This window comes from Polynucleobacter paneuropaeus, assembly GCF_003261235.1.
Classification (GTDB): domain Bacteria; phylum Pseudomonadota; class Gammaproteobacteria; order Burkholderiales; family Burkholderiaceae; genus Polynucleobacter; species Polynucleobacter paneuropaeus.
Window position 1 is genome coordinate 1,485,119 of sequence record NZ_CP030085.1, and the last position, 26,358, is coordinate 1,511,476.

28 protein-coding genes are annotated in these 26,358 nt (G+C 47.3%); 17 read left to right on the forward strand and 11 right to left on the reverse strand.

Annotated features, from left to right (window positions below):
• Positions 1 to 51 precede the first annotated feature (51 nt).
• Both Pas1_RS07730 and purN read right to left on the reverse strand, forming a co-directional pair.
• Positions 52 to 1,584 carry an RsmB/NOP family class I SAM-dependent RNA methyltransferase gene (locus Pas1_RS07730; RefSeq protein WP_112294951.1) on the reverse strand — a complete coding sequence of 511 codons (1,533 nt, stop codon included), beginning with the start codon at positions 1,582 to 1,584 and terminating at the stop codon, positions 52 to 54.
• A complete protein-coding gene (purN, locus tag Pas1_RS07735) occupies positions 1,577 to 2,209 on the reverse strand; it encodes a phosphoribosylglycinamide formyltransferase (protein WP_112205105.1) in 633 nt (210 codons plus the stop codon). The genes Pas1_RS07730 and purN overlap by 8 nt, the downstream gene beginning before the upstream one ends.
• A gap of 38 nt (positions 2,210 to 2,247) precedes the next feature.
• Here purN and Pas1_RS07740 point away from each other — a divergent pair, with 38 nt between their 5' ends.
• The 5 genes from Pas1_RS07740 to dut are packed head-to-tail and all read left to right on the forward strand — an operon-like array spanning position 2,248 to position 8,249.
• Positions 2,248 to 3,198, forward strand: a complete 951-nt coding sequence (locus Pas1_RS07740) for a bifunctional riboflavin kinase/FAD synthetase (RefSeq protein ID WP_112238688.1) — start codon at positions 2,248 to 2,250, stop codon at positions 3,196 to 3,198.
• On the forward strand, positions 3,173 to 6,052 hold the full coding sequence (gene ileS / locus Pas1_RS07745) for an isoleucine--tRNA ligase (RefSeq protein WP_404824881.1): 2,880 nt from the start codon (positions 3,173 to 3,175) through the stop codon (positions 6,050 to 6,052). The genes Pas1_RS07740 and ileS overlap by 26 nt, the downstream gene beginning before the upstream one ends.
• Positions 6,053 to 6,067: 15 nt before the next feature.
• On the forward strand, positions 6,068 to 6,550 hold the full coding sequence (lspA, locus tag Pas1_RS07750) for a signal peptidase II (RefSeq protein ID WP_112294953.1): 483 nt from the start codon (positions 6,068 to 6,070) through the stop codon (positions 6,548 to 6,550).
• Positions 6,551 to 6,559: 9 nt separating this feature from the next.
• Positions 6,560 to 7,771, forward strand: a complete 1,212-nt coding sequence (gene coaBC / locus Pas1_RS07755) for a bifunctional phosphopantothenoylcysteine decarboxylase/phosphopantothenate--cysteine ligase CoaBC (RefSeq protein WP_112294954.1) — start codon at positions 6,560 to 6,562, stop codon at positions 7,769 to 7,771.
• Positions 7,772 to 7,799: 28 nt separating this feature from the next.
• Complete coding sequence (gene dut / locus Pas1_RS07760) at positions 7,800 to 8,249, forward strand: dUTP diphosphatase (protein ID WP_112208491.1); 450 nt, start codon at positions 7,800 to 7,802, stop codon at positions 8,247 to 8,249.
• Positions 8,250 to 8,307: 58 nt separating this feature from the next.
• Here the strand turns inward: dut and Pas1_RS07765 are convergent, their stop codons facing one another.
• The 3 genes from Pas1_RS07765 to clpS are packed head-to-tail and all read right to left on the reverse strand — an operon-like array spanning position 8,308 to position 11,229.
• On the reverse strand, positions 8,308 to 8,541 hold the full coding sequence (locus tag Pas1_RS07765) for a hypothetical protein (RefSeq protein ID WP_112205117.1): 234 nt from the start codon (positions 8,539 to 8,541) through the stop codon (positions 8,308 to 8,310).
• A gap of 28 nt (positions 8,542 to 8,569) precedes the next feature.
• On the reverse strand, positions 8,570 to 10,876 hold the full coding sequence (gene clpA, locus Pas1_RS07770; protein WP_112205119.1) for an ATP-dependent Clp protease ATP-binding subunit ClpA: 2,307 nt from the start codon (positions 10,874 to 10,876) through the stop codon (positions 8,570 to 8,572).
• On the reverse strand, positions 10,873 to 11,229 hold the full coding sequence (gene clpS / locus Pas1_RS07775; RefSeq protein WP_112205121.1) for an ATP-dependent Clp protease adapter ClpS: 357 nt from the start codon (positions 11,227 to 11,229) through the stop codon (positions 10,873 to 10,875). Before clpS ends, clpA begins: the two co-directional genes overlap by 4 nt.
• Before the next feature lie 277 nt (positions 11,230 to 11,506).
• On the opposite strand from clpS, the gene Pas1_RS07780 reads away from it, so the two are divergent.
• Positions 11,507 to 11,710 carry a cold-shock protein gene (locus Pas1_RS07780; protein ID WP_112205123.1) on the forward strand — a complete coding sequence of 68 codons (204 nt, stop codon included), beginning with the start codon at positions 11,507 to 11,509 and terminating at the stop codon, positions 11,708 to 11,710.
• A 105-nt stretch (positions 11,711 to 11,815) separates the two neighbouring features.
• Complete coding sequence (locus Pas1_RS07785; protein ID WP_112205125.1) at positions 11,816 to 12,259, forward strand: DUF192 domain-containing protein; 444 nt, start codon at positions 11,816 to 11,818, stop codon at positions 12,257 to 12,259.
• A 64-nt stretch (positions 12,260 to 12,323) separates the two neighbouring features.
• Here the strand turns inward: Pas1_RS07785 and ppnP are convergent, their stop codons facing one another.
• The 3 genes from ppnP to argF are packed head-to-tail and all read right to left on the reverse strand — an operon-like array spanning position 12,324 to position 14,894.
• Complete coding sequence (gene ppnP / locus Pas1_RS07790; RefSeq protein WP_112205127.1) at positions 12,324 to 12,629, reverse strand: pyrimidine/purine nucleoside phosphorylase; 306 nt, start codon at positions 12,627 to 12,629, stop codon at positions 12,324 to 12,326.
• Positions 12,630 to 12,656: 27 nt separating this feature from the next.
• Positions 12,657 to 13,889 (reverse strand): argininosuccinate synthase, encoded by a 1,233-nt coding sequence (locus tag Pas1_RS07795; protein WP_112294955.1) that lies wholly within the window; start codon positions 13,887 to 13,889, stop codon positions 12,657 to 12,659.
• A 24-nt stretch (positions 13,890 to 13,913) separates the two neighbouring features.
• The gene (gene argF / locus Pas1_RS07800; RefSeq protein ID WP_112205131.1) at positions 13,914 to 14,894 is read right to left on the reverse strand and encodes an ornithine carbamoyltransferase; all 981 of its coding nucleotides are present in this window, start codon (positions 14,892 to 14,894) and stop codon (positions 13,914 to 13,916) included.
• A 118-nt stretch (positions 14,895 to 15,012) separates the two neighbouring features.
• Here argF and Pas1_RS07805 point away from each other — a divergent pair, with 118 nt between their 5' ends.
• On the forward strand, positions 15,013 to 15,321 hold the full coding sequence (locus Pas1_RS07805; protein WP_112205871.1) for a DUF3579 domain-containing protein: 309 nt from the start codon (positions 15,013 to 15,015) through the stop codon (positions 15,319 to 15,321).
• An 80-nt stretch (positions 15,322 to 15,401) separates the two neighbouring features.
• Here Pas1_RS07805 and rpsT read toward each other — a convergent pair whose 3' ends face one another.
• A complete protein-coding gene (rpsT, locus tag Pas1_RS07810) occupies positions 15,402 to 15,668 on the reverse strand; it encodes a 30S ribosomal protein S20 (RefSeq protein ID WP_112205133.1) in 267 nt (88 codons plus the stop codon).
• Between the two features lie 165 nt (positions 15,669 to 15,833).
• Between rpsT and murJ the strand changes: the two genes are divergently transcribed.
• Both murJ and Pas1_RS07820 read left to right on the forward strand, forming a co-directional pair.
• The gene (murJ, locus tag Pas1_RS07815) at positions 15,834 to 17,387 is read left to right on the forward strand and encodes a murein biosynthesis integral membrane protein MurJ (RefSeq protein WP_112238696.1); all 1,554 of its coding nucleotides are present in this window, start codon (positions 15,834 to 15,836) and stop codon (positions 17,385 to 17,387) included.
• A gap of 5 nt (positions 17,388 to 17,392) precedes the next feature.
• Complete coding sequence (locus Pas1_RS07820; protein WP_112208494.1) at positions 17,393 to 18,235, forward strand: SirB1 family protein; 843 nt, start codon at positions 17,393 to 17,395, stop codon at positions 18,233 to 18,235.
• A gap of 6 nt (positions 18,236 to 18,241) precedes the next feature.
• Here Pas1_RS07820 and Pas1_RS07825 read toward each other — a convergent pair whose 3' ends face one another.
• A complete protein-coding gene (locus Pas1_RS07825; RefSeq protein ID WP_112205872.1) occupies positions 18,242 to 18,883 on the reverse strand; it encodes a DedA family protein in 642 nt (213 codons plus the stop codon).
• A 77-nt stretch (positions 18,884 to 18,960) separates the two neighbouring features.
• On the opposite strand from Pas1_RS07825, the gene miaA reads away from it, so the two are divergent.
• Positions 18,961 to 19,953: a tRNA (adenosine(37)-N6)-dimethylallyltransferase MiaA gene (gene miaA / locus Pas1_RS07830; protein WP_112294956.1), complete on the forward strand. Its 993-nt coding sequence runs from the start codon at positions 18,961 to 18,963 to the stop codon at positions 19,951 to 19,953.
• On the opposite strand, the gene purM is transcribed toward miaA, so the two are convergent.
• On the reverse strand, positions 19,950 to 21,002 hold the full coding sequence (purM, locus tag Pas1_RS07835) for a phosphoribosylformylglycinamidine cyclo-ligase (protein ID WP_112294957.1): 1,053 nt from the start codon (positions 21,000 to 21,002) through the stop codon (positions 19,950 to 19,952). The genes miaA and purM overlap by 4 nt on opposite strands.
• A gap of 72 nt (positions 21,003 to 21,074) precedes the next feature.
• On the opposite strand from purM, the gene Pas1_RS07840 reads away from it, so the two are divergent.
• The 6 genes from Pas1_RS07840 to panB are packed head-to-tail and all read left to right on the forward strand — an operon-like array spanning position 21,075 to position 26,355.
• Positions 21,075 to 22,064, forward strand: a complete 990-nt coding sequence (locus Pas1_RS07840) for an AI-2E family transporter (RefSeq protein ID WP_112294958.1) — start codon at positions 21,075 to 21,077, stop codon at positions 22,062 to 22,064.
• A 9-nt stretch (positions 22,065 to 22,073) separates the two neighbouring features.
• Entirely contained in the window at positions 22,074 to 22,841 is a 768-nt protein-coding gene (gene hda / locus Pas1_RS07845; protein WP_225971606.1) for a DnaA regulatory inactivator Hda, read from the forward strand.
• Positions 22,838 to 23,524 carry a histidinol-phosphatase gene (locus Pas1_RS07850; protein ID WP_112294959.1) on the forward strand — a complete coding sequence of 229 codons (687 nt, stop codon included), beginning with the start codon at positions 22,838 to 22,840 and terminating at the stop codon, positions 23,522 to 23,524. Before hda ends, Pas1_RS07850 begins: the two co-directional genes overlap by 4 nt.
• A 4-nt stretch (positions 23,525 to 23,528) precedes the next feature.
• The gene (gene pcnB / locus Pas1_RS07855; protein WP_112294960.1) at positions 23,529 to 24,950 is read left to right on the forward strand and encodes a polynucleotide adenylyltransferase PcnB; all 1,422 of its coding nucleotides are present in this window, start codon (positions 23,529 to 23,531) and stop codon (positions 24,948 to 24,950) included.
• Positions 24,951 to 24,991: 41 nt separating this feature from the next.
• Complete coding sequence (folK, locus tag Pas1_RS07860) at positions 24,992 to 25,519, forward strand: 2-amino-4-hydroxy-6-hydroxymethyldihydropteridine diphosphokinase (protein WP_112205151.1); 528 nt, start codon at positions 24,992 to 24,994, stop codon at positions 25,517 to 25,519.
• A 17-nt stretch (positions 25,520 to 25,536) separates the two neighbouring features.
• Positions 25,537 to 26,355, forward strand: coding sequence for a 3-methyl-2-oxobutanoate hydroxymethyltransferase (gene panB, locus Pas1_RS07865; protein WP_112294961.1), 819 nt, complete (start codon positions 25,537 to 25,539; stop codon positions 26,353 to 26,355).
• Positions 26,356 to 26,358: the final 3 nt, after the last annotated feature.

Genomic DNA, 26,358 nt, shown 5'->3' on the forward strand with positions numbered 1-26,358 from the left:
GTCCTCATAGATCTACTAAAACTCTATTTTAGAACCTTCTAACCACGAGGGTTATTGATCAGGCTCTTCTTTTGGCTTCTTGGAGACCTCTTTTAGAGGCGTAGTGCTGGCTTTTCTTTGGAAAATAGCTCCAAAGAAGCCATCAGTCCCGTGAATGTGAGGCCATAGCTGCCACCAAGGGTTATCTTTGCTGCAACCAATAGGTAAAATATCTTTAGGGAACAATGGCTTAAGAGCTTCTGCAGCAGGAATAATTTCAAAATCAGGATGATTCGCCAGAAAATCTTCGGCAATCTGTTGGTTTTCTTGGGGCAAAAGGCTGCAGGTGGCATATACCAAGCGACCGCCCGGTTTAAGCAAGCGGCTAGCGGAATGCAGAATGTTGGCCTGCTTTTGATTGAGCTCTAAAACTCCCTGTGGAGTTTGGCGCCATTTCAGATCTGGGTTGCGGCGTAAAGTTCCCATGCCACTGCAAGGGGCATCTACGAGCACACGATCAATCTTTCCAGCCAAGCGTTTGATCTTGGCATCGTTCTCACTATCAATCCACACCGGATGCACATTAGAAAGGCCGCTGCGGGCTTGTCGAGGCTTTAAATTTGCAAGTCGACGCTCTGAGGTGTCAAAAGCATACAAGCGTCCTGTCGAGCGCATGAGCGCTCCAATGGCTAAAGTTTTACCACCTGCGCCAGCGCAAAAGTCGACTACCATCTCACCGCGTTTCGGAGCAAGCAAATAAGCCAACAATTGACTGCCTTCGTCTTGCACTTCAAATGCGCCCGCCTTAAAAGCTGCTGTATTTTGTAGAGCAGGCTTACCCATGATGCGCACCCCATCCGGAGCATAGGGAGTGGGAATCGCTTGATAGCGACCACCCAGTGCATTCATATCCGCAAGCAATTGCTCGCGATTGATTTTCATGGTGTTTGCTCTTAAATCTAGTAACGCTGGATGCATCAAAGCCTTTGCTAAATCTTCGCGCGTATCTTCTCCGGGATATGCTCCAAAAGCGTCCCACAACCATTCAGGTAAGTTGTTGCGGACCAATGGATTTAAGGCTTGCGGGTCGACTGTCGAGAAACGTTGCAACCACTCATACTCACCAGGCTGCAGCACATGCGCAAGATCTGCAATGGCACTTTCAGCACGATTAGCAGAGCCTAAGCCGCCTTCAGAAAGAGCGGATACCAAGCCCAAGAGGGCTAGACGTCTAGCTTGTGAACCAGCGCCACTTTCAGCAAATTGAGCAAACTCATTTTTTCTTCGCAGAATAGCAAAGGCACTCTCTGCAATCAAAGCACGATCTCGATTGCCTAGCTGTGGCTCTGCACGAAAATAACGACTCACTACACGATCAGCTGGCTGCTCAAAGCTTAAGAGCTCTGGCAATAAACGTTCTAAGTGAATTGCGTGTTGAGGTAGGGCTTTTGCATTCGAAAAATTCTTTTGACCTACAGGCGCAATTAAGTTACCACTGGCATTGCGTCGCTCTGGACGTTTTGAAGTGTCTCGGTTTTTAGCTGCGTAGCTTTTGGTATTACTACTACGTGGGCCAGACCCACGCGATGAACGTTCTTTACTCATATTTAAAAAATTGCGGCTCCGGAGGGGATAACTTCACTTGATTACCTTCAATGCGCAATCGTCCATCAAGAAACCATTTTACGGCCCGCGGGTAAATCTGATGCTCAGCCGATAAAACACGGGCAGCTAGAGTGTCTGCACTATCGTCAGCCAAGACTGGAACCGAGGCCTGGCAAATGATGGGGCCTTCATCAACTCCCTCAGTCACAAAATGCACTGTTGCTCCATGCGTTTTCACACCAGCCTCCAAGGCCCGCTCATGGGTATGCAAACCAGGGAACTGAGGCAATAGGGCTGGATGAATATTGATCAGGCGCCCCTCAAAATGCCGAATAAATTGGGGAGTCAGAATTCTCATAAAGCCTGCCAAAACCACTAAATCAGCTCCTAATTGGTCGATTTTGTGGATCAGCACTTCATCAAAAGACTCCCGAGTGGCATGGGCACGATGTTCAACTGTAAAAGCTGGAATACCCTCTGAGCGAGCAAAATCAAGGCCTTTGGCAGCAGAATGATTGGCAATCACCCCTGAAAAAATGACTGGCCAGGCCTCTTTTTGAGCAGTTTTGACAATGGCCTCGAAGTTCGATCCGCGGCCAGAGATTAAGGTAACGATTGAAAGCATGCCCACAATATAATTGATGGCTACCCTGAAAGCGATTTGTGAACGTATTCCGTGGCCCCACCCAGTTTTCTGCAGGACCGGCTTGTGCCTTAACCATCGGTAATTTCGATGGCGTGCACAGGGGTCATCGCGCCCTACTAAAACAACTCAAGGATGGCGCCAAGGAAAAAGATTTGGTCAGCTGTGTGATGACTTTTGAGCCTCACCCCAAAGAATTCTTTTCCCCTGAGCAGGCACCACCCCGCATTCTGAATTTACGCGACAAGCTCTGTGCATTTTCAGAGGTTGGAGTTGACCGCGTAGTGGTAGAGCATTTTGATAACGCCTTTGCCAAACTCACACCAGAAGAATTTGTTTCGGAGATTCTAGTGAAGCGCTTGAACGCCAAATGGATTTTGATTGGTGATGACTTTTGCTACGGAGCTAAGCGTGCCGGAAATTTTGCAAGCCTGAAAGCTGCAGGCGATCGACTGGGTTTTGAAGTATCTAGCATTGCTACCGTCCTTGAGGATGGTGAACGTATCTCGAGTTCAGCACTGCGTGATGCATTAGCGAGTGGTGATATGCAACTTGTCGCCAAGTTACTGGGCCGTCCTTATGGAATTTCTGGGCACGTCATTCATGGTCAAAAGTTAGGCCGAGAGCTTGGCTTTCCGACACTCAATCTTGCTGTAGCCAATCATCTCCATCATCGCAAACCTGCAACCAGCGGAATCTTTGTGGCGCAGGTTCACGGCCTGTCTGACAAGCCTTTACCAGCTGTGTCCAGTCTGGGTGTCAGGCCTACCGTAGAAGATGAAGGACGCGTTCTTTTAGAAACACACGTGTTTGATTACGATCAAGATGCTTATGGCAAAGTTGTTACAGTAGAGCTCCTAGAAAAAATTCGGGACGAGGAAAAATACTCCAACCTCAATACCCTTACCCATGCCATTGCGGCAGATGCACAGCACGCCAGAAATTATTTCCAGAAAAAAACTTATGTCTGAAAAAGAAAACGCTTATCCAGTCAACCTTCTAGATACTGCATTCCCAATGCGGGGAGATCTAGCCAAGCGTGAACCACAATGGGTTGAGCAGTGGCAGAAAAATAAGCTCTACGAAAAGATTCGTGAGGCGCACGCTCATCAGCCTAAATTTATTCTGCACGATGGCCCCCCCTATGCCAATGGTGAGATTCATATTGGACATGCAGTAAATAAGATTCTGAAAGACATGATTGTTAAATCCCGTTGGCTGATGGGCTTTGATTCTGTTTATGTGCCAGGCTGGGATTGTCATGGCATGCCGATTGAGATCCAGATTGAAAAACAGTTTGGCAAAAATCTACCGACTGCCGAAGTGCAATCCAAAGCACGTGCCTATGCGCAGGCGCAAATTGATAAACAGAAGAAAGATTTCGAGCGCCTAGGAGTGCTGGGTGACTGGAACAATCCCTACCTCACCATGAACTATCGAAATGAGGCTGATGAAATTCGGGCCTTGGGCAAGATCTGGGAAAAAGGCTATGTCTTTCGCGGCCTCAAGCCTGTGAACTGGTGCTTTGACTGTGGCTCTGCATTGGCTGAAGCCGAGGTTGAATACCAAGACAAGACCGACACAACTGTTGACGTCGCATTTGCATTTGATGATGCACAGCTACCTGCACTTGCAAAAGCCTTTGGCTTAAATGCATTGCCAGATAAGCCCGGCTTCACCGTGATTTGGACTACCACGCCCTGGACCTTGCCTGCTAATCAAGCCTTGAACGTTCACCCAGAAGTGAGTTATGCATTAGTGGATGCAGGCGATAAATTATTGATTCTGGCTAAAGATCGTGTCGAGACTTGCTTAAATGAGTACGGTCTCGAAGGTAAAGTCATCGCTACCTGTCTAGGCAGTCAATTAGAAAACATTTCTTTTTGGCATCCCTTGGCGAAACTAGACGAGGGCTACCGTCGCTTATCGCCAATTTACCCTGCCGAGTACGTCACACTCGATACAGGTACCGGAATTGTTCATTCATCGCCAGCATATGGTGAGGAAGACTTTAAGTCTTGCAAAGCCCATGGCTTGTCTGACAAAGAGATTTTGAATCCAGTGATGGGTAACGGCGTCTATGCCTCATGGTTACCCCTCTTTGCTAATGAATTTATCTGGAAAGCCAATCCGAAGATTGTGGAAGCCTTGCGTGAAGCAGGAAGCTTGCTAAAAGATAAAACTTATACGCACTCCTACATGCACTGCTGGCGTCATAAGTCACCCATCATTTATCGTGCGACCTCACAATGGTTTGCGAGCATGGATAAGAAGCCTAGCGATGGCAAAGCCAGCTTACGAGAAACTGCCTTGGCCGGCATTGAGAACACCGAATTTTTCCCTGCATGGGGTAAGCAACGCTTACATAGCATGATTGCCAATCGTCCTGACTGGACTTTGTCACGCCAACGCCAATGGGGTGTGCCGATGGCTTTCTTAGTTCATAAAGAAAGTGGCGAGCCACATCCAAGAACCCTAGAGTTATTAGAAGAAGTAGCAAAGCGAGTAGAGCAAGGTGGTATTGAAGCTTGGCAAAAATTAGAATTGAGCGAACTCATTGGCGATGAAGCAAGTCAATACGAGAAGAATCGAGACACATTAGATGTTTGGTTTGACTCAGGCACTACACATTGGCATGTGATTCGTGGCTCGCATCGTGATCAGCTCTATCGTCTAGAAGCTGAGACAGCAAAAGGCCGCCTAGCTGACCTGTATCTCGAAGGCTCAGATCAACATCGCGGCTGGTTCCACTCCTCACTATTAACCGGCTCCATGCTTGATGGCAAACCGCCCTATAAGGCACTGCTCACACATGGCTTTACTGTAGACGGTCAAGGTCGCAAGATGAGTAAGTCGATTGGCAATGTGATTGCCCCTCAACAGGTAGCCGATAAGTTAGGCGCTGAAATCATTCGCCTGTGGGTAGCCTCCACGGATTACTCTGGAGAGATGACTATCTCCGATGAGATTCTCAAACGAGTAGTAGAGAGTTATCGTCGCATTCGTAACACCCTGCGATTCTTATTGGCGAACTTAGCTGACTTTGACCCTAGCAAGCATGCCATGCCGGCAGACCAATGGTTAGAGATTGATCGCTATACAGTGGCTTTAGCATCCCAACTGCAAAATGAGGTGAAAGCTTCCTATCAAGCTTATGAATTCCAGCCAGCGGTTATCCGGATGCTCACCTTCTGCTCAGAAGATCTCGGGGGCTTTTATCTCGATATCCTGAAAGATCGACTCTATACCAGTGCTCCTGATTCTCCTGATCGCCGTGCAGCCCAGAATGCGCTCTTTCATATTACAAAGAATCTGCTCAAGTGGATTGCACCCTTCCTTTCCTTTACGGCAGAAGAAGCCTGGCAGGTTCTGCCACATGCTGCAAATGAAAAAACCAAGACTTCAATCTTCATGGAAGAGTTTGGTAACTTTCCTGAAATTAACAATGCGAAAGACTTACTGGCTAAATGGAATCGCATTCGTGAGATTCGTTCTGAGGTAACTAAGGCGATTGAAATCGAACGTGAAGCAGGTCACGTTGGTTCATCACTACAAGCTGAATTGGTGATTAAATTACCTCAACCTGATTTTGCCATCCTCAATAGCCTAGGCAATGACTTACGCTTTGTCACGATTACCTCGAGTGCTTCGGTTGAGCTCCATCAAGAGCCTCTTGAGATTGCGGTCCGGGCTAGTCAATATAAAAAATGTGGTCGTTGCTGGCACCATACTGCTGATGTTGGCAGTAACGCTGAGCATCCAGATTTATGTGGCCGTTGTATCAGCAATCTTTTTGCGAGCGGTGAGCATCGCTTGTTTGCTTAAGATTGATTTGAGAATATGCCGCTCTATTCTTCCCTTACCATCGCCACCTTAGTGCTGCTGATAGATCAAGTCACTAAATGGCTAGCCTTAACGCATTTGCAATTAGGCATTCCTCAGCCTGTTTTGCCTTTTCTAAACTGGCTGTTGCTTTTCAACCCAGGTGCAGCATTTTCTTTTCTGGCGCAAGGAAGCGGCTGGCAGCGCTGGTTCTTTACTCTTTTGGGTTTGGCTGCTTGCGCTTATATCGTTTACTTACTGGCACGCACACAACTTAATAAAACGATGGCTTGGGCATTAAGCCTCATTCTAGGAGGGGCCTTAGGTAATGTTTTAGATCGACTGATGCTTGGCTTTGTGGTCGACTTTATAGATTGCCACTACGGGAACTGGCATTGGCCAGCCTTCAATATTGCTGATAGTGCCATCTCCATTGGTGCAGCCCTCATTATTTTGGCTGAATTACATCGGGCATTTGGCAAATCTGCCCAACCCCTTTAAGCTTGCACCATGCAATCACTCTTGAACAAAAAAATTGTCCTCGGCATCTCCGGAGGAATCGCTGCCTATAAGTCCGCTGAATTAGTACGTCAACTGATTCAGGAAGGCGCCCAGGTTCAAGTAGTGATGACTAATGCTGCCCAGCAATTTATTACGCCTGTAACGATGCAGGCTTTAAGTGGCAATCCGGTCTTCACCTCCCAGTGGGATCACAGCATTGCTAACAACATGGCACATATCGAGCTCTCTCGTGGTGCGGATGCGATTCTCATTGCGCCTACCAGTGCAGATCTCATGGCAAAACTCTCGCTTGGTTTGGCTGACGACTTATTAAGCACCCTTTGCCTTGCGAGAGAATGTCCTCTACTCCTAGCGCCTGCTATGAATCGTCAGATGTGGGATCACCCTGCAACACAACGCAGCGTGAAACGTTTAGAGTCTGATGGGGTTGATATTCTCGGCCCTGCCAGCGGTAGTCAAGCATGTGGTGAAACTGGTATGGGCAGAATGCTCGAGCCTGCTGAAATTACCGAACAACTCATTGCTTTCTTTCAGCCTAAGCCGCTAAAAGGTAAGCGCGTCTTAATTACTGCTGGACCAACTTTCGAAGCAATCGACCCTGTTCGTGGCATTACTAATTTAAGCTCTGGCAAGATGGGTTTTGCGATTGCTCGTGCAGCTGTTGAAGCAGGTGCAGAAGTACATCTCATAGCTGGTCCCTGCGAACTACCGACCCCCCTACTCAGCAGTGGAAAAATTACCCGGACTAACGTAACCAGCGCAAAAGTAATGCATGCTGCAGCAATACAGTCGAGTGACTGCGATATTTTCTTTGCGGTTGCTGCAGTTGCAGACTGGGGTATTGCTAAACCCTCAAAAGAAAAGATTAAGCGCCAAGGTGGAAAAATTCCTGCATTGGATTTTGTTGCGAACCCAGATATTTTGTTGGATATCGCCAGTACAGTAAAAACCAAAGCAGGCAAACCCCACCCCTACTGCGTCGGCTTTGCAGCAGAATCTTCTGCACTTGCCGAACATGCAGCTGAGAAACGCAAACGCAAGGGAATTCCCATGATTGTTGGCAACATAGGGCCAGATACCTTTGGTAGCGATCTCAATCAATTACTCGTCATTGATGCTGCTGGTAGTAAAACACTGAATAAGGCTGATAAATTACAGCTGGCCCGCCAGCTTGTGCAACTCGTCGCCAAAAAGATTTAAATCACACCCCATCGTTTTAGGAAATCCCATGCAAGCTTTACAAGTCAAAATTCTCGATGAACGGATGCGTTCTCAATTACCCACTTATGGCACGCCCGGTAGCGCTGGTCTTGATCTACGGGCCTGTATTGATGAAACCATTGAGATTGCTCCCGGTCAGACGGTGCTCGTTCCAACGGGTCTGGCAATCTTTGTCGAAGATCCTGGCTATGCTGCATTGATACTGCCCCGTTCAGGCTTGGGTCACAAGCACGGGATTGTTCTAGGCAACCTCGTAGGATTGATTGATTCAGATTACCAAGGGCAGTTGATGGTAAGCACCTGGAATAGAGGATCAACCCCATTCAAGCTCGAGCCAATGGAGCGTCTGGCGCAGCTCGTGATCGTACCTGTCCAGCAAGTTGAGCTCAAAGTAGTTGAAGAGTTTGCGCAGAGCAGTCGTGGAGCAGGTGGTTTTGGTAGCACTGGCAGAGCATAAGTTCAGCCCCAAATAAAAAACCACCCGAGGGTGGTTTTTTAATGATCATCAAATCAAATTACTTGCGAATATGCGCATGGCGAGCAGCGTCTTGCGACATACCAGCGCCCTTACCTTCGCGAGATTCTTTTTCAGCAGTAATTTCTTTGCGACGCTCTTTGCAAGATCCAGCAATTTCTTGCAAAGCTTTACGTGCGCGAGCAGCGGAGGCTTTGATGCCATTACCCATAAACTTTTCGTTTTCAGCCTTGTAGGTCTCTAAGGCGCTGAGTAATTTATCGTGATGAGACATATTTTCCTTTTATTTTTAGATTGTGAATTTAAATCTCTTCAGCAGGAGCGACATCTGCCTTAGTCGGTGCTTTTGGAATGCTTGGAGCATCGAACTCAAGTAGTACTTTGCCATCCGCATCGATATCTACAGCCACATGACCACCCTGAGCCAATTTACCAAAGAGCAATTCATCGGCAAGGGCCTTGCGAACTGTATCTTGAATAATCCGCTGCATTGGACGCGCACCCATGAGAGGATCGAAGCCATGCTTCGCCAAATGACTACGTAGTGCAGGGCTGAAAGTCGCATCAACTTTTTTCTCATGCAACTGCTCTTCTAGCTGCATTAAGAACTTATCAACCACGCGCATGATGATGGATTCATCCAAGGCCTTAAAGGAAACAATTGCATCCAAGCGGTTGCGGAACTCTGGGGTGAAGAACTTCTTAATATCAGCCATCTCGTCGCCAGACTCACGCGCATTGGTAAAGCCAATGGTCGACTTCTGCATGGCTTCAGCACCAGCATTGGTTGTCATGATAATGATGACATTTCTGAAGTCGGTCTTGCGGCCATTATTGTCAGTTAGGGTACCGTGATCCATCACCTGCAATAGGATGTTGAAGATGTCTGGGTGGGCCTTCTCAATCTCATCTAATAACAAGACACAATGGGGCTTCTTATTGACAGCCTCAGTCAGCAAGCCGCCTTGATCGAAACCAACATAACCAGGGGGCGCTCCAATCAAACGGCTCACTGCATGGCGCTCCATGTACTCAGACATATCAAAGCGTAGTAATTCAATACCCAAGATATAGGCCAGTTGTTTCGCTACCTCAGTCTTACCCACGCCAGTTGGGCCAGAGAATAAGAATGAACCAATTGGGCGATCGATCTTGCCCAAGCCGGCACGAGTCATCTTGATTGCGCTAGCCAAAGCCTCAATAGCAGGATCTTGTCCAAACACCACACTTTTGATATCGCGATCTAAGGTTTGTAACTTACTACGGTCATCCACTGTGACTGATTGGGGCGGTATGCGGGCAATCTTTGCCACAATCTCCTCAATCTCTGGACGGCCGATCGTTTTCTTCTGCTTAGACTTTGGCAAAATGCGCTGAGCAGCACCGGCCTCATCAATCACATCAATCGCCTTATCGGGTAAATGACGATCGTTGATATAGCGAGACGATAGCTCTGCAGCAGCTACCAGAGCAGCGGCAGCGTACTTCACACTGTGATGCTCTTCAAAACGGGATTTAAGGCCACGCAAAATTTGTACAGTTTGATCCACGGTGGGCTCAACGACATCCACCTTTTGAAAGCGGCGCGAGAGTGCTGCATCTTTTTCAAAAATACCGCGATACTCAGTAAAGGTGGTTGCACCAATACATTTAAGTTGACCGTTTGATAAAGCAGGTTTAAGCAAATTGCTCGCGTCTAAGGTTCCACCAGATGCGGCACCTGCCCCAATCAAAGTATGGATCTCATCAATAAAAAGGATGCCGTGTGCGCTGTCTTTTAGGGATTTAAGGACGCCCTTGAGGCGTTGCTCAAAGTCACCGCGGTATTTTGTTCCAGCGAGTAGTGCACCCATATCGAGCGAGTAGACCGTTGCATCAGCCAAGATCTCAGGCACATCACCTTTCACAATTCTCCAAGCTAAGCCTTCAGCAATGGCGGTTTTACCAACCCCAGCCTCACCAACGAGTAATGGGTTATTTTTACGACGACGGCATAGTACTTGAATCACGCGCTCAACTTCACCCTCGCGCCCAATCAGGGGATCAATCTTGCCCTGGCGCGCTAAGGTATTGAGGTTCTGGGTGTACTGATCGAGCGGGCTTTCTTTACCACCGGAAGTAGCTTCCTCAGATTCTTGAGCAGGATCAGCAGGCTTAGCATGCTCAGTTTGATCCTTGCGCACACCATGGCTAATGAAATTGACCACATCCAAACGGGTCACACCTTGCTGCTGCAAGAAATACACTGCATGCGAGTCTTTTTCACCGAAGATGGCGACCAGCACATTAGCGCCAGTCACTTCTTTTTTCCCACTCGAGGTAGATTGAACGTGCATGATTGCACGCTGAATCACACGCTGGAATCCCAAGGTAGGCTGCGTATCGACTTCATCATTGCCCGGCACAATCGGCGTGTTGTCGTTAATGAAATTCTTGAGCTGTGCACGCAACTCGGCAATGTTGACTGCGCAAGCTTTCAGTACTTCCACTGCGGTGGCGTTATCCAGCAGCGCAGCAAGCAAGTGCTCAACTGTAATGAATTCATGTCGAGCTGCCCTCGCGTCAACAAAGGCCATGTGCAAACTGACTTCTAATTCCTGGGCAATCATATTTCCTCCATGGTGCACTGTAATGGGTGACCCGCTTCGCGGGAGAGTTCGACAACTTGATGAACCTTGGTAGCGGCAACATCGCGCGTGAAAATACCGCACACACCTTTGCCGACTAAATGAACTTGCAACATAATGCGGGTCGCTGTCTCATGATCTTTGTTGAAGTATTCCTGAATCACCATAACGACAAACTCCATTGGGGTGTAATCGTCATTCAACAACAAGACCTTAAACATTGATGGGGCCTTCACCTTCTCGGCTTGTTTTTCAAGAAGAATGGTGTCCTCTACATGAGGATTAACAGGATTTCCGGAAACGGGATTTTTGGGTGCAGGACTCATGAGAACCATTCTAAACACAGATCAGCAAACTTCAATTTACTGGGGCTTTGGGAAGAAAATTCTTCAATATCTAGCCGATAACCCTATATTGGGGCATTTTTTGATAAAAAAAGGGGTGTTTTCATGCCTTTATATGCACATAACTCCTTGACACACTTAGGAAAAGGGCAAACAATCGGGGGTAGGCTTCAAAAAGAAGTTCTATTTAGGCGTGTTGTGGAGCGAGACTGATTAAAAAGTATTCACCCTCTTCACGGTTGTTTTAAGTTTATGTAATGGAGTTCGCATGGCGACCGGAATTGTTAAGTGGTTCAATGATGCAAAAGGTTTTGGCTTTATCAAACCTGATGATGGTGAAGAAGAGTTGTTCGCGCACTTCAGCGCGATTACTATGGCGGGTTTCAAAACCCTCAAAGAAGGCCAAAAGGTAACGTTTGACATTACCCAAGGTCCTAAAGGAAAACAAGCTACCAATATTCAAGGTGCTTGATAGACCATAGATCACTACGGAAAACCCAGGACTTGTTCCTGGGTTTTTTTTCGTCCGTAATTTTCTTGCCATAAAATACTTTCTTTCTAGGTCATTAGCTGCGCTATGAATACAATCCCTCGACTCTTTTGCATAGTCGCATTTGCTGCGATCGCTTCATCCGCAAATGCGCAATTGAACATTGGCTTACGTACGATCCAAATGAAAGTGGGCATTTATTCCATTCAAGCCGAAGTTGCTGATAGCCCGGATCTGAGAGAAGTCGGCCTTATGAATCGAACCAGCCTACCAACCAACTCTGGCATGCTCTTTATCTTCGAACAAAAGGCAGGCAATTGCTTTTGGATGAAGAATACAAAACTACCCTTATCTATTGCTTTCATTGCCGATGATGGCAAGATCGTCAATATCGAAGAGATGCAAGCAGATACAACCAATAACCATTGCCCTAAGGCGCCCATTCGTTACGCTCTAGAAATGAACAAAGGATGGTTCTCTGAAAGAGTCATCGTTCCTGGTAACACGATCCAGGGCCTGCCAAAGAGATAGTGATTAATTTCAGGCAATAAAAAAGCAGACCTTAGTCTGCCTTTTCTTTAGTAGGTCAATCTATTTACTCAAAGTGGCAAACATAGTGAACGGGTGCTTCTGCGCGAATAATGAAGTAACCACCCTTCTCAACGGTCCAGCTCTGACCTGCTTTGAACTCTTGCTCTGGAGCACCATTAATACTCACAAACGCATGGCCATCAACCACCTCCATTACCTCTTTGGTGCTAAGGTCGAATCGCAGAGTACTAGGTAGAACAACGCCGACTGACTTTCGAACGCCATTAGGTAGTGTCACAGTATGAGAAACACACTTACCGTCAAAAAAGACATTGGCTTTTTTGCCAACTGAAACTTGATCAAATTGCATCTGAATTCTTTCTAATAAGTTAACTAATTACTTGCCAGAGCGTTTACGCTTGGCAATTTCAGCTATTCGCATCCGTAAAGCATTGAGCTTAATGAAACCGCCAGCATCTGCTTGGTTATAAGCGCCCCCATCATCATCGAAAGTGGCAATGTTCTGATCAAACAGCGTGTTAGCAGAGTCTCTCGAAATTACCGAAACAGAACCTTTGTAGAGCTTGAGACGCACTACGCCATTTACTTGTTGCTGAGTATGGTCAATAAGGGTCTGCAATGCCAGCCGCTCAGGAGACCACCAGAGACCGTTGTAGATCAAACTGGCATAGCGAGGCATCAAGTCGTCTTTCAAGTGCGCCACTTCACGATCTAGTGTGATACTTTCGATTCCGCGATGGGCCTTGAGCAAAATAGTGCCGCCAGGGGTTTCATAGCAACCCCGACTCTTCATGCCAACAAAACGGTTTTCTACCAGATCCAGGCGGCCAATGCCATGCATGCCACCTAATCGATTGAGCTCAGCCAATAATTCATGGGGCTTATAGGCCTTGCCATCGACGGCAATAGGATCACCAGCGCGGAATTCAATCTCAATGATTTGGGCTGCATCAGGAGCCCTCTCAGGAGAAACTGTCCAACGCCACATTGACTCTTCAGCCTCAGCATTGGGATTCTCGAGATGGCGACCTTCATAACTGATATGCAAGAGATTGGCATCCATTGAATACGGTGAGCCACCCTGCTTATGTTTCATCTCGACCGGAATGCCATGCTTCTCGGCATAGGCCATCAATTTTTCACGGGATAGTAAATCCCACTCACGCCAAGGTGCAATCACTTTGATACCAGGCTCAAGAGCGTAATAGCCTAATTCGAAACGGACTTGATCATTACCCTTACCAGTAGCACCATGTGATACCGCATCAGCACCGGTCTTACGAGCGATCTCAATTTGACGCTTAGCAATTAGTGGTCTTGCTATTGAAGTGCCGAGTAAATACTCGCCTTCATAAACAGTATTAGCGCGGAACATGGGGAATACAAAATCGCGCACAAACTCTTCGCGCAGATCATCGATAAAAATATTCTCAGGCTTGATACCAAACTGCAAAGCTTTGGTACGCGCTGGCTCAAGCTCTTCACCCTGGCCTAAGTCAGCCGTAAAGGTAACGATTTCACATTGATAGGTATCTTGTAGCCACTTCAGAATTACACTGGTATCTAAACCACCCGAGTAGGCTAATACGGCTTTTTTAATATCAGACATAGTTCCATTCAATCCAAAAAATATTTAATCCAAACGACCACAGAGCAAATACTCCATCAAGGCTTTTTGAACATGCAAACGATTTTCTGCTTCTTCCCAAACAACGCTTTGGGGGCCATCAATGACTTCAGCGGTAACTTCTTCACCACGATGCGCAGGCAAACAATGCATAAATACTGCGTTGGGTTTTGCTAAGGACATCAACTCTTGAGAAACAATCCAGTCTTTGAATGCAGTCATACGAGAGGTATTTTCCTCTTCGTAACCCATACTGGTCCAAACATCCGTGGTGACTAAATCAGCACCCTTACAGGCTTCTTTAGGATCAGCACAGACCGTCAGATGTTTAAGAGTATTACTGCTGATACGAGACATATCTAGCTGGTAACCAGCTGGGGCAGAGAAGCGCAATTGAAAATCCAATTTCTCGGCTGCTTGTAACCAGGTATAGGCCATATTGTTGGCATCACCTACCCAAGCAACTGTCTTGCCCTGAATCGAGCCACGCGTTTCTACAAAGGTAAAGATGTCCGCCAAGACTTGGCAAGGATGATATTCATTGGTCAAACCGTTGATCACAGGCACGCGCGAGTTAGCAGCAAAACGCTCAATGATGTCCTGGCCGAAAGTCCGAATCATGATGATGTCTGTCATCCGAGAAATCACTTGAGCCGCATCTTCTACAGGCTCGCCACGACCTAGCTGAGTATCACGGGTGTTCAGGTAAACCGCATGTCCACCCAGTTGATGAATGCCTGCCTCAAAAGAGAGACGGGTACGAGTAGAGTGCTTCTCGAAGATCATGGCAAGTGTGCGATCGTGCAATGGATGCCAAGTCTCATAGCTTTTGAATTTGGCCTTAAGGTAGGCAGCCCTCGACAATAGGTAGTCGTACTCTTCGCGAGTCAAATCGGCAAACTGTAAGTAGTGTTTTACCTGCCCTGGGACCTGGGGTTTTGCCAGAGAGGTTTTGGTGGAGCTAGCTACTGCATTTTTAGCTTGCATTTTTTATACCAACATTCATCTACATAAAATAATTACTAAAGTCATCTTAAGGCCGCTTGGCGCTGTTAAGCTAGCGGTCTTAACTACTTTGATTCTTTACTCTAACGCTGACGCAAACTTGAACCACAAAAAGCTTTTCATTCAAGGTATTACAAGCTCTGGCAAGCCGTTTAGACCCAGCGATTGGGCTGAACGCCTTTGCGGTGTAATGGCATCTTTTAGACCCCCGGGTAATTCTGGAGACCCTCGCTTTACCTACTCACCCTATGTAACGCCTGTTCTCATCGCGCAAGTCAAATGCGTTGTGATCGATACCCGACTAGGAGACCTCGATCCTCGTGCACTCGACTTTGTCATGAACTTTGCCAAAGACAATGGACTACCGATTGAAGAGGCTTGTGAGTTCGAACCCCAAACACGCACCTAGTCTTAAAAACAAAAACCCGCTCGGATAAGGAGCGGGCTCGGGCAAGAACACTCCCTTGCCAGCCAGTAAATCTAAAAAACTTACGCTGCCATTGCCTTGATAGCTGCAGACAAACGGGACTTCTGACGTGCTGCAGTATTTTTATGCGCAATCTTCTTGTCGGCAATCTTGTCGATAGTAGCTTGGGTTGCTGCAAAAACTTTTGCAGCAGTTGCCTTATCACCAGCTTCAATTGCCTTACGTACTGTCTTAATAGAAGTACGCAGCTTAGAACGCAAGCTGGAATTGTGCTCATTCTGTTTTACTGCCTGCCGTGCGCGTTTACGCGCTTGTGCGGTATTGGCCATCTCTTTAAACCTTGCCTAAAAAATTACAAACTACGATTCGTTAAAAAATTCTTTTGGGCTGCTACCGTCTGACTTCCTTGAAGGAAGAAGCCCACCAAAACCCAAGATTTTACCCGAAAGGCTCAAAAAAGCCCAGTTGCATGATAAATAGGGGAAAATCCCTCCATGAACCTGCTTTCTGCTGCTGCCAAAGTCAGTTCTCTGACCATGATTTCCCGTATTACGGGGCTCCTCAGAGAGACCCTGATTGCCCGTAGCTTTGGGGCCTCAGAGTGGACAGACGCCTTTAATGTGGCTTTTCGCCTCCCGAATCTTCTGCGGCGCCTATTCGCTGAAGGGGCTTTTTCCCAGGCATTTGTACCGATTTTGGGGGAGGTCTCTAGTCAGGGGGATGTCAAACAGTCCCAAATTCTCATTAATGCGGTGGCAACCCTCTTGTTTTGGGCTTTATTGCTGACAGTCATCCTGGGTGTTCTAGGCGCTCCCATTTTGATCATGGTCATTGCCACTGGCTTTGATGGCGGTCCAGCTTACGAGGCAAGCGTAGTCATGACCCGCATCATGTTTCCCTATATCGGCTTGATATCGATGGTCTCGCTCTCAGCGGGCATCCTTAATACCTTCCAGCGTTTCGCTATTCCCGCCTTTACCCCCGTCCTACTCAATCTATCTTTGATCGCAGGAGCAATTTTTCTATCGCCCCATTTAGCGCAACCCATTTATGGTCTTGCTTTTGGCGTTCTGTTGGGCGGTGTTCTGCAATTGGCGATTCAGATTCCCGCTCTTTCGCGCTTAGGACTCTTGCCTCGCATTGCGTTACTGCCTGGCGCCATTGCGAGCGCATTTCGGAATCCAGAAGCCAGACGAGTCCTGCGCCTGATGGGCCCCGCTGTCTTTGCAGTATCGGTAGCGCAAATTTCCCTCATCATCAATACCAATATTGCTTCACGACTTCAGACGGGGAGCGTATCCTGGCTCTCGTATGCGGATCGTCTAATGGAATTTCCAACAGCATTGCTGGGTGTTGCTCTTGGCACAGTTTTACTTCCCAGTTTGAGCAAAGCCAATGCACAAAATGATGTAGAGCACGCTGGAGAACTGCTGATCTGGGGATTGCAGTTAACTTTCCTGTTAGCAGCGCCGTGTGCTATCGCCCTCTTTTTATTTGGGCAACCGCTTGCAGCAGCACTTTATAACTACGGCAAATTTAATGCCGTTGATGTGGTGATGACCCAGCATGCGCTGTCAGCATATGGTGTTGGCCTCATCGGCCTGATCTTGGTGAAAATTTTGGCACCCGGTTTTTATTCTCGCCAGGACATCCGTACGCCCGTCAAAATTGGACTCATCGTCTTGGTCTGCACTCAGCTAGCCAATTTAATCTTTGTGCCCTGGCTGGGTCATGCTGGCTTGGCACTTTCCGTGGGAGTGGGCGCTTGCCTCAATGCAACCCTCCTGTGGATAGGGCTCAGCAAGCGCGGCGCTTTGCCATCGCATCCTTGGGGAAAATACTTAAGCCAGTTGTTTTTTGCACTCATTCCCTTTTCTTTGCTGCTGTATTACGCCGCTGGAGCCCATGACTGGATTGAGCTACGCTCAGCACCCTGGACCCGAATTGGCCTATTGGCTGCCTGGTTAATGGCTGCAAGCGTGGTTTATTTTGCGGCCCTAGCTTTAGTCGGAATTCGCTGGCAAAAATTTCTGCGTCATGCAAAATAGGAGCTATGCCAACTCAACAACTCGACTACTTTGCCTCCTTAGTTGCTGAGGACGAACACCTTCCCTTAACTGAAGCGGCAATCGCAGTTGCGCAGCACGCCTACCCCGATCTTGATGTGCAAGGCGTTCTAGATCACATTGATCAAATGGCTGAGAAACTAAAGACGCGCATTACGCCAGAGACTTCTGCCATTCAACGGCTACAAATTCTGAAGCATTATTTTTATACCGAACTCGGCTTTGGTCCGAATCCAAACGATTTCTACGCGCCTGAAAATTCGTATCTGCATCAGATTATTGATAACCGTCGTGGCATTCCCATTTCTCTTGCAATTCTGATGATGGAGTTAGGCAATCAAATTGGCTTGAAGATTCGAGGGGTATCTTTTCCAAATCACTTCATGATGCGCATCTCTTTGCAGCAAGGCGAGATCATCATGGACCCACTCACGGGTGCATCCCTCTCAAAAAATGAATTACAAGAGATGCTCGACCCCTATTTGGATGCTAAGGGTTACCGCGGTGAACTGAGTTTGCCTTTGAATATCTTCTTGCGTGCATCGAGTCCCAGAGAAATTCTGTCGCGCTTTTTAAGAAATCTCAAAATGATTTACTCTGAGCATGAGCGTTGGGAGCGACTGCTAGGCGTTCAAGAGCGTCTAGTGATTTTGCTACCCGATTCTCTAGAAGAAATTCGGGATCGCGGTTTGATCTTTGCGCAACTGGAATATTTGCGTCCCGCTTTGGCGGATATGCAGCGTTATTTACGCGAGTCGCCTGAGGCAGAAGATGCAACTGAAATTCGGGATCATATTGCGACCCTCGAAGGCCAAACCAAGCTGCATTAAAGCGACTTAGGATTTGGGCTTGAACATTTTATAGAGGCCAGCCAGAATAATTGGCAGCGCAGCAGCACCAACGCCAATTAAAACGATGATGTTCAGATTCTGACGAATGACGGGGATATTTCCGAAAAAATATCCCGCCACCACTAAGATGACGACCCACAATAAGGCGCCCGTAATATTAAATAATTGAAAACGTGCAAAGTTCATCTGTGAAACACCGGCAACAAATGGCGCAAAAGTCCGAATAATCGGCAAAAATCGAGCCAGGACAATTGTCTTACCACCGTGCTTTTCATAGAAGCCATGCGTCTTACGCAAAGCCTTTTGATCGATCCAACGCGATTGACTGCTAAAGACCCGATGACCTATCCAGCGACCAATCACATAGTTCACGGTATTGCCTAATACTGCAGCTAGCACCAATCCAATCGACAGCGTAACGATATTGAAGTGTCCAGTCGCACAATAGGCTCCTGCAATGAAAAGCAAAGAGTCACCCGGCAGAAAGGGGGCAACCACTAAGCCTGTCTCGGCAAAGACAATTGCAAACAAAAATCCATACGCCCAATAACCGTATTGCGCAATGACTACATCTAGATGGCGATCAATATGTAAAAACAGGTCGCCCAATTGCATCAGGGTATCAATCAATGTTTGCTCCACTTATTTACTTGAAAGTGATATTAACAGGCTCTGTCATCGCTGCATTGACCCTATAATTTGGTATGCAAACTGAACTACACATTCAGCCAGAGCATGCACCGGTCCTATGTATTGTTGGCCCGACTGGCTCTGGCAAAACCCATCTAGCGATGAGACTTGCCGAGCAAGCCAAATCCCAGGGAAAAGGTATTGAAATCATCAGCATGGATTCTGCCTTGGTCTATCGAGGTCTTGATATCGGTAGCGCTAAGCCCACACTCACAGAGCGTACTGCAGTAACTCATCATCTGATTGATATTTTGGATCCAACTGAATCGTATTCGGCTGCACGCTTTGCAAACGATGCAAAAAAACTCAGTTTTGCTATTCGAGAGCGAGGCAATATTCCGATTATTGTCGGCGGCACTATGCTCTATTGGCGAGCATGGGCCTTTGGCCTTTCAAGCCTCCCTCCTGCTAATCCAGAAATTCGAGCCCGACTGGATGAAGAAGGAAAACAATTCGGTTGGCCCACAATGCATCAAAAACTTGCCTTGATTGATCCAATCACGGCACAACGTCTTGAGCCAAACGATTCACAACGGGTGCAACGCGCATTGGAAGTTTACGAAGCGACTGGCAAAAGCATGTCGGCATGGTTGGCTGATGCCCCAAGCGAAGATGGTCGAGAGGGCTCTAGCATTCCGTCGTGGATCACATTAGTTTCTTTAGAGCCTGGTGATCGTGCAAAACTTCACGCCTTGCTTGAAAAGCGTTTTGATCACATGCTTGAGCAAGGATTTATGCAGGAGGTTGAAGGTTTGCGAAAGAATTCTGCACTACATGCCGACTTACCAGCGATTCGCTCGGTAGGCTACCGACAGGCATGGGAGCATTTGGACGGGAAAATTACTTGGGACGAGATGCGCTATAAATCTTTAGCAGCTACTAGACAACTCGGTAAACGTCAGCTGACTTGGCTCAGAGCCATTGCAGGACGCAAAGTGTTTGATTCGTTTAATCCAAAAGAACTCGAAGCTGCTTTAGCGTACTGCCAAGAAACTCTAAAAATTTAGATCACAATCGTTTGTGGATCGCCTTTAGGAAGTTCGCGCACTTCACCGACGACCCACGCTTTCAAGCCTTGTTTTGCTAATGACTGAATTGCAGCATCCGCTTGCTCAGGCGAGATGATTACAACCATACCGATACCGCAGTTAAAGACGCGAACCATTTCGGCATCGGCTACACCGCCCTTCATTTGCAACCAACGGAAGAGCGCAGGCATTTGCCAGCTGTCGCGATGTAAAACTGCCTGTATATTTTCTGGAAGTACACGGGGCACGTTATCCACTAAACCGCCACCAGTAATATGGGCCATACCTTTAACGTTCAACTCATCAATTAATTTCAGCAAGGGTTTAACGTAAATTTCTGTTGGGGCCATCACCACATCACCCAGTGGTAAGCCCTCAAGATCATCAGTTGGCTTAGCACCAGCACGCTCAATAATTTTGCGAACCAATGAGTAACCATTAGAGTGCGCGCCACTGGAAGCGATCGCAAGAACGACATCGCCAGGGACAATCGTTGAGCCATTAATAATTTTGGATTTTTCAACTGCGCCCACCGCAAATCCTGCGAGGTCATATTCACCGGGGGGATACATGCCAGGCATTTCAGCAGTTTCACCGCCGATTAACGCGCAACCAGCTAATTCACATCCCTTAGCAATCCCGCCCACTACCGTTGCGGCAGTGTCCACAGTCAATTTGCCACAGGCAAAGTAATCCAAGAAAAAGAGGGGTTCTGCCCCCTGCACCAAAATGTCATTAACACTCATTGCCACTAAGTCTTGTCCAATAGTGTCATGGCGATTCCACTCAAAAGCCAAGCGAAGCTTAGTCCCTACCCCATCGGTACCAGAGACAAGTACCGGCTCTTTATAGCGCTTTGGTAGCTCAAATAGGGCTCCAAAACCCCCAATTCCCGCCAAAACACCTTCTCGCATGGTTTTCTTGGCTAGAGGCTTAATCCGATCAACCAGATCATCTCCAGCGTCAATATCAACGCCTGCATCACGATAAGAAAGGCCTTTAGAGGATTGGGAACTAGATGAAGTCATGTCAGATCTGGAAGATTAGTAAAAAGCAGCACTTGGTCGGTAGAATCATTGCATTCTAGAGGATCGCGCGTAATGGCTGAAATTTTGACCCCTTTTTTAGCAGCATTTATTCTGGCTTACATTCTAAGACCGGTTTGTACATGGCTTGGGCGTCACCGCGTGCCCCATCCGATTGCGGCCTTAATCTCCATGGTTACGGGCTTAACAATTCTGTTTTTGATTTTGGTCCTCTTTGGCACCCTCTTAAAACAAGAAATTCCCATGATCCGTGCCCAAGCACCGCATTGGATCCAGGATATCCAAGCATGGCTCGAGCCCAAGCTCGTCCAGTTTCATATCCAGCTCGATTGGGTCGGCTTAAAAACTTCAGCCACTGAAAAAGTGGCGCAACACCTCAACGACAATGCTGATGCCTTGGTGAGCTCGACTTTTGATACGGTTTTGATGTCTGGCAGTTCTATCGTGACTGCTTTTGTCAATTCAGTACTCATTCTCTTTGTGATGTTTTACTTATTACTTGACTGGCATCATTTCTTTCAGCTACTCAAAAAGATGATTCCCGTGAGAGCCCAGGCAACCGTTCAACAATTAGCAATGCAGGCGGATGCTCTGTTATCACAATACCTAAGAGGCATGTTTATTGTCATTGCGATCATGGCTACCTACTATGGCTGCGGGCTCTCTCTTGTGGGCTTGAATGGCGCAATTCCTTTAGGCGTATTTACTGCGCTAATGATTGTGATTCCGTACATTGGTATTGCCTTGGGTTTTAGCTTGGCAGTGCTCACCACATTGTTGCAATTCGGAATAGACATCCACATGATCGGCGTACTAGCAGTTTATGGTGGCGGTCAAATGATCGAGGGATTTTTTCTTACACCCCGTTTGGTCGGCGAGCGTATTGGACTTCATCCAGTAGCGGTATTGTTTGCCTTATTGTTTTTTGGCCAATTATTTGGTTTCTTTGGTGTATTGCTGGCACTGCCAATTAGCGCCGTTACTTTGGTCCTCGTCAAGTTTGCATGGCAACGCTATCAACAGAGCACCTGGTACCAACAATAGATTGCAGTAATGATGAACACTTCTCTGCCGAGACAATTTGCTCTCGATCTCAGTCACACTCCTCCAGTCAGCCTTGATAACTTCTTACCTGGCAAAGACTTAGCCTTGGTCGATGCGCTGCGCCAGTCGATCTATCGCTGGCAGGAGCGTGAGCACAGCGTAGACACTAATGCCCTTGATCAACGGTGGATCTACTGGTGGGGACCACAAGGCTCAGGGCGCACGCATTTATTAAAAGCGATGGGTACAGCCGCAGCAGATTTGGGACTTGAGCATTTTTCGCTCACCCCCGATGAGCCGATCACATGGGTTAATCTGGAAGAAAGAATACCGACTCTGAGCCAAAGCATTCAATCCTCTGTCATCACCGTAGATGATGTAGATCAACTCAATGATCGACAAGTTGCCGCCCTGTTCAGAATTTTGAATAAGGTCCAAGCAAGCCAAGGGATATACATATTTATGGCTGGTAATGCTGCTCCAAATCACTTGCATTTACGTGAAGACCTGCGAACCCGGCTGGGCTGGGGTTTGATCTTTCAAACCCAATTACTCAATGATGATGAGAAAATACAAGCACTTGAGACTGCAGCGCGTGATCGAGGCTTAGTTCTTTCCGCTGAAGTCTTGCCTTGGTTATTAAATCGGTTTTATCGAGATATGCCAAACTTAATGGCCCTCTTGGATGCTTTAGATGCCTATTCTCTTGAAACAAAACGGGCTGTAACGCTGCCGCTAGTGCGAGAGCTTTTACAGTCAGGACAAAGTACTGCATGACCCAATTAGCGCTTTTTGATCTTGATCACACACTATTACCCTGCGATAGCGATTATGAGTGGGGACAATTTTTAGCTCGTATTGGAGTGGTTGATGGCCAATACTATGCCGAACAAAATGAACAGTTTTATCAGGACTACAAAGAGGGTAAGTTAGATATCGATCGCTTCTTGCGCTTTGCCCTCAAACCTTTGGCAGAACATTCTAGAGCTCAACTTAAAGAGTGGCATGATGCCTTCATGGATGAAGTCATCACTGGCAAGCTGCGCCGGGCAGCGGTAGATCTAGTTAAACGCCATCAAGATGCAGGTGATATCTGTTGTGTTGTGACCGCTACCAATAGCTTTGTAACGCGACCAATCGTCGAGCGTTTTGGCATCAAACATCTCGTGGCTACCGAGCCAGCAACCGCTGGCAATCAAGTCGATGCGGGATTTACAGGCGAGGTCTTTGGCATCCCTAGTTTTCGGGAAGGCAAAATACTGAAAGTCAATGAGTGGCTTGAGAGCCAGCAACTTTCTTTAGATCAGATCAAGAAAAGTTATTTTTATTCAGATTCAATAAACGATTTGCCACTCTTAGAAAAAGTGACCCATCCAGTAGCAACCAATCCCGATGAACGTTTGCGTCAAGAAGCCAATAAACGGAATTGGCCCATCCTCGATTTATTTGCTGAACAATGAATTCATGATCACTAAATTTATTAAACGGATCATGCGTCGTGATCCAATGGAGCGCGGTACGCACATAGGTCCTGCTCACGCACCAAAAAGGATTCCGAAAAAAACCCATCGCATCGATCCCCATTTGCTCTCAAAGAATGCTGTCAAGGTCACTCATACTTTGCAACAAGCAGGCTATGAGGCATTTATTGTTGGCGGTGCAGTCCGTGATCTAGTTTTAGGCATTGGCCCCAAAGATTTTGATGTAGCAACCAATGCCACCCCGGATCAAGTGCAGCGATTGTTTCGTAAGGCACGTTTAATTGGTAGGCGTTTTCAGATTGTTCACGTGACCTTCTTTGGTAAGGCTCATCCAGAAATTATTGAGGTCTCGACCTTTCGTGCCTTGCTAGATAACGCTGGCGATCATGTTGCTGAGAGCGGCCGTATTTTGCGAGACAACGTTTGGGGCTCTCAAGGTGAAGACGCAGCACGCCGCGATTTCACAATCAATGCCATGTATTACGACCCTTCTACCGAAACCGTACTCGATTATCACGGCGGCATGTCCGATATGCAGAAGAAAACTTTGCGTATAATCGGGGATCCGGCCAAACGCTATCGCGAAGACCCTATTCGGATGTTGCGAGCGATTCGGTTTGCAGCAAAAACGGGTTTTACTTTAGATTCTGCAACCGCAGCGCCCATTTCTGAATTGAGCGCATTAATTCATGATGTACCTGCGGCACGTCTGTTTGATGAAATTCTCAAACTCTTAATGTCAGGCTATTCCTGGGCTGCGATTCAAGGTCTGCGCGAAGCAGGACTACATCATGGCTTGCTACCGCTACTTGATCATATTCTCGATAGTAAAGAGAGCTCTAAGACCGCCAATGATTTCGTCAAGCTGGCTTTAGCTAATACCGATCAACGAATTCAGTCGGGCAAAAGTATTTCGGCAGGATTTCTCTTTGCCACATTGCTATGGCCCGAGCTTTTGAAGAATTGGCAAAATAATATTGCTAGTGGGATGTCGAATATTCCCGCGCTACATGCCGCTATGGATGACACAATTGCCACGCAAAGCAGCGGCATGACAATTCAGCGTCGCTTTGAGAGTGATATGCGCGAGATTTGGTCCATGCAACCCCGCTTTGAAAAGCGCGTGGGTCGTTATCCCTATCGCTTAATCGAATCCCCCCGCTTTAGGGCAGGATATGACTTTATGTTGCTCCGTTGCGCTACCGGCGAGCAAAAAGCCTCCTTGGGAGAGTGGTGGACCAGCTTTATCAGTGCCGATCCCGCCGGACAAGACGGGTTAATGGCCTCCGCAAAAAACGAGGTTGGCAACCCGGCTGGAGGGACTTCCGGAGCCAAAAGACGCCGTCGCAGAAAACCCAAAAGCACTCTACCGACAGATAGTGGAGCAGGCTCAGCAGAAATATAAAAACTTCAGTAAAGTAGTTTCATTGCAAATTTGGAACTAACATGGCTCAAGCTTTTATCGGATTTGGTGGGAATGTCGGTGATACACGTCAGATCATCACTGATGCCATCGTTTGCTTGGCCTTACGCTGTGAGCTTACGATCACTGCCAAGAGCTGCTTTTATCAAAGCGCACCTGTAGATGCCTTGGGCGGTGACTACATTAATGCCGTTGTAGAAATTGATACTGAACTGAGTCCTTATGGATTGCTGCATGTCTGCCAAGCGATAGAGCAACAGTTTGGTCGTGAGCGCCCCTATGCTAATGCTCCTCGGACTCTAGATCTGGATATTCTCTTTTTTGAGGGTGTTACTCAAAATGAGACCAACCTAATCCTGCCCCACCCACGAATTATTGAACGTTCCTTTGTTTTGCTTCCCCTCTTAGAAATTGCCCCTGATTTCTTTGACCCCCAATTTGGAGAACTGAAGGCCCATTTACCCAAAGTTGCTCACCAACGGATCGAAAAACTCTCCTGCCGCAACTGTAATTGTGGCGAAAACACGGTTTATAGCCAATCAGTGCAGTAATTCATTAAACTCTCGCCATGGGTTACTTACAGGGCGACAAGCCAATCAATATCTCTAGGCTTCTCTCGATGCATGCCGAGCGAGAAAAAATCGCTATGCTGACGGCATACGACTCCACCATGTCAGCACTTCTCAATCGCTGCGGTGTCGAAAGTATTTTGATTGGCGACTCTTTAGGCAATGTGATTCAAGGTCAAAGTTCTACTACTCCAGTCACTGTAGAGCAGATGGTCTATCACACCCAGTGTGTCGTTCGCGCCAATACGCATGCTTTTCTGATTGCCGATCTTCCTTTTGCAAGCTATGGCGATCCCATTCAAGCACTAGATTCTGCTGCGCAACTCATGCGTGCTGGTGCCGATATGGTCAAACTCGAAGGCGGCGGCGATTGGCAACTCGAAATCATTCAATACTTGGTTGAACGCAGCGTACCCGTTTGTGCACATCTTGGGTTATTGCCACAATCGATTCATCTACTTGGCTCATTTAAAGTACAAGGTAAAACCAAGACAGCAGCACAAGTGATGCATGAACAAGCTCTGGCTTGTGAACAAGTTGGGGCGCAGATGGTTGTGCTTGAAGCCATTCCTTCTTCGCTTGGCAGGCAAATCACTGACTCAGTATCGATTCCTACGATTGGGATTGGCGCAGGCCCAGACTGCTCTGGCCAGGTATTGGTCCTTCAGGATATGCTGGGTATTAGCACAGGACACCAACCGAAGTTTGTGAAAAACTTTGTTGAAGGCCACCCTTCAATCGAAGCTGCGATCAAAACCTACGTCAGAGAAGTGAAATCAGGCAAGTTTCCTGGCCCTGAGCACGGCTACTCCGGCTAAAGC

Bases quoted from the DNA above. Each gene is read 5' to 3' on its own strand.
- clpA (WP_112205119.1), bottom strand. From the start codon at position 10,876: ATGATTGCCCAGGAATTAGAAGTCAGTTTGCACATGGCCTTTGTTGAC.
- Pas1_RS07795 (WP_112294955.1), bottom strand. From the start codon at position 13,889: ATGTCTGATATTAAAAAAGCCGTATTAGCCTACTCGGGTGGTTTAGAT.
- dut (WP_112208491.1), top strand. From the start codon at position 7,800: ATGCAAGCTTTACAAGTCAAAATTCTCGATGAACGGATGCGTTCTCAA.
- miaA (WP_112294956.1), top strand. From the start codon at position 18,961: ATGCAAACTGAACTACACATTCAGCCAGAGCATGCACCGGTCCTATGT.
- hda (WP_225971606.1), top strand. From the start codon at position 22,074: ATGATGAACACTTCTCTGCCGAGACAATTTGCTCTCGATCTCAGTCAC.
- clpS (WP_112205121.1), bottom strand. From the start codon at position 11,229: ATGGTTCTCATGAGTCCTGCACCCAAAAATCCCGTTTCCGGAAATCCT.
- Pas1_RS07780 (WP_112205123.1), top strand. From the start codon at position 11,507: ATGGCGACCGGAATTGTTAAGTGGTTCAATGATGCAAAAGGTTTTGGC.
- Pas1_RS07820 (WP_112208494.1), top strand. From the start codon at position 17,393: ATGCCAACTCAACAACTCGACTACTTTGCCTCCTTAGTTGCTGAGGAC.
- Pas1_RS07730 (WP_112294951.1), bottom strand. From the start codon at position 1,584: ATGAGTAAAGAACGTTCATCGCGTGGGTCTGGCCCACGTAGTAGTAAT.
- Pas1_RS07850 (WP_112294959.1), top strand. From the start codon at position 22,838: ATGACCCAATTAGCGCTTTTTGATCTTGATCACACACTATTACCCTGC.
- folK (WP_112205151.1), top strand. From the start codon at position 24,992: ATGGCTCAAGCTTTTATCGGATTTGGTGGGAATGTCGGTGATACACGT.
- pcnB (WP_112294960.1), top strand. From the start codon at position 23,529: ATGATCACTAAATTTATTAAACGGATCATGCGTCGTGATCCAATGGAG.
- Pas1_RS07765 (WP_112205117.1), bottom strand. From the start codon at position 8,541: ATGTCTCATCACGATAAATTACTCAGCGCCTTAGAGACCTACAAGGCT.
- panB (WP_112294961.1), top strand. From the start codon at position 25,537: ATGGGTTACTTACAGGGCGACAAGCCAATCAATATCTCTAGGCTTCTC.
- purN (WP_112205105.1), bottom strand. From the start codon at position 2,209: ATGCTTTCAATCGTTACCTTAATCTCTGGCCGCGGATCGAACTTCGAG.
- rpsT (WP_112205133.1), bottom strand. From the start codon at position 15,668: ATGGCCAATACCGCACAAGCGCGTAAACGCGCACGGCAGGCAGTAAAA.
- coaBC (WP_112294954.1), top strand. From the start codon at position 6,560: ATGCAATCACTCTTGAACAAAAAAATTGTCCTCGGCATCTCCGGAGGA.
- ppnP (WP_112205127.1), bottom strand. From the start codon at position 12,629: ATGCAATTTGATCAAGTTTCAGTTGGCAAAAAAGCCAATGTCTTTTTT.
- purM (WP_112294957.1), bottom strand. From the start codon at position 21,002: ATGACTTCATCTAGTTCCCAATCCTCTAAAGGCCTTTCTTATCGTGAT.
- murJ (WP_112238696.1), top strand. From the start codon at position 15,834: ATGAACCTGCTTTCTGCTGCTGCCAAAGTCAGTTCTCTGACCATGATT.
- argF (WP_112205131.1), bottom strand. From the start codon at position 14,894: ATGCAAGCTAAAAATGCAGTAGCTAGCTCCACCAAAACCTCTCTGGCA.
- lspA (WP_112294953.1), top strand. From the start codon at position 6,068: ATGCCGCTCTATTCTTCCCTTACCATCGCCACCTTAGTGCTGCTGATA.
- Pas1_RS07785 (WP_112205125.1), top strand. From the start codon at position 11,816: ATGAATACAATCCCTCGACTCTTTTGCATAGTCGCATTTGCTGCGATC.
- Pas1_RS07840 (WP_112294958.1), top strand. From the start codon at position 21,075: ATGGCTGAAATTTTGACCCCTTTTTTAGCAGCATTTATTCTGGCTTAC.